The organism is Pseudonocardia sp. SID8383 (assembly GCF_009864975.1).
GTDB lineage: Bacteria > Actinomycetota > Actinomycetes > Mycobacteriales > Pseudonocardiaceae > Pseudonocardia > Pseudonocardia alni.
Genome location: NZ_WWFY01000973.1, coordinates 1 through 924, shown reverse-complemented (window position 1 = coordinate 924; position 924 = coordinate 1). Strand labels below are relative to the sequence as shown.

Annotated in this window: 1 protein-coding gene; it reads left to right on the top strand. The window is 78.0% G+C overall.

Annotated features, from left to right (window positions below; all coding sequences use genetic code 11):
- Window positions 1-9: 9 nt before the first annotated feature.
- Window positions 10-924 (top strand): D-alanyl-D-alanine carboxypeptidase family protein (locus GTW08_RS23155; protein ID WP_346009961.1); only part of this gene is annotated, 915 nt, incomplete at its 3' end.

The following is a 924-nucleotide window of genomic DNA, read 5'->3' as shown; positions in this document are numbered from 1 at the left end:
GAGGAGACGGTGCCCGTCCCCCCGCTGCCGGTGCCGTCGCCACCGGTCGGCCGGCTCGGCGGCTGCGGTGACACCCACGCCGGGCCGGTGCCGCCCCCGCCGGTCGGGGTCGCGTCGTACGTCGTCGCCGACCTCGACTCGGGTGCGGTGCTCGCCGCCCGGGCCCCGCACGCGCGGCAGCGTCCGGCGTCGACGATCAAGCTGTTGCTCGCGCTGGTCGTCGACGAGCGGCTGCCGATGGACCGGGTGGTCGCGGGCACCGCCGATGACGCGAACGTTGACGGCAGCCGGGCCGGGATCGGCCCCGGCGGGCGCTACACGGTCGACCAGCTGCTGCACGGGCTGCTGCTGTCCTCGGGCAACGACGCCGCGAACGCCCTGGCCCGCGAACTCGGCGGGGTCCCCGCGACGCTGGCCGCCATGCGCGACGAGGCCCGCCGCCTCGGTGCCCTGGACACCCGTCCCGCGACGCCCGCCGGCCTCGACGGCCCGGGGATGTCCGCCTCGGCCTACGACCTGGGCCTGTTGCTGCGCGCCGTACTGGAGCGCCCGCGGATCGCGGCCGCGCTGACCACCCGCAGCATCCCGTTCCCCGGGTTCGCCGACAAGCCCGGCTTCCTGCTCGGCAACGACGACCGGCTCCTCGGTGCCCCCGGCTTCCTCGGCGGCAAGAACGGGTTCACCGACGCCGCCCGGCACACCTTCGTCGGGGCGATGGAGCGCGACGGGCGACGGCTGGTCGTGGCCCTCGTGCGCGGCGAGCCCCGGCCGGTGCTGATGGTCGACCAGGCCCGCGCCCTGCTGGACTGGGGCTTCGGCGCCCCGGCCACCGGGATCGGGACGCTGGTCGAGCCGGGCACCACGGGCTCCGCCGACGGCTCGGGCACGCCCCGGGGCGCCGCGGCCCCCGCGGGCGGGGCAGAC